A 266-nucleotide genomic window follows, 5' to 3' on the forward strand; every position below is an offset into this window, starting at 1 on the left:
CATTACTCACCCGTCCGCCGCTAGGTCCAGTAGCAAGCTACCTTTCCCCGCTCGACTTGCATGTGTTAAGCCTGCCGCCAGCGTTCAATCTGAGCCATGATCAAACTCTTCAGTTAAAATCATTTTGCACCTTATTTAAAGACAAGGTACCAATTCTGGCTCATCAATTACTGACTTAAATTTCGCTCAAATAAACTTCGAGTAATTTAAACCAATCAATCAATGAAAATTATTTCGATTAATCAATCAGTAAAAATCCACACAAG

General features: G+C 39.5%; 1 rRNA gene. It reads right to left on the reverse strand.

What is annotated here, in order from left to right:
• Positions 1–116: ribosomal RNA gene (locus tag ACH8JV_RS19605) — 16S ribosomal RNA — on the reverse strand; the annotation flags it as partial.
• Positions 117–266 lie beyond the last annotated feature (150 nt).

This window comes from Acinetobacter sp. ABJ_C5_2, assembly GCF_044538485.1.
Taxonomy (GTDB): domain Bacteria; phylum Pseudomonadota; class Gammaproteobacteria; order Pseudomonadales; family Moraxellaceae; genus Acinetobacter; species Acinetobacter nosocomialis_A.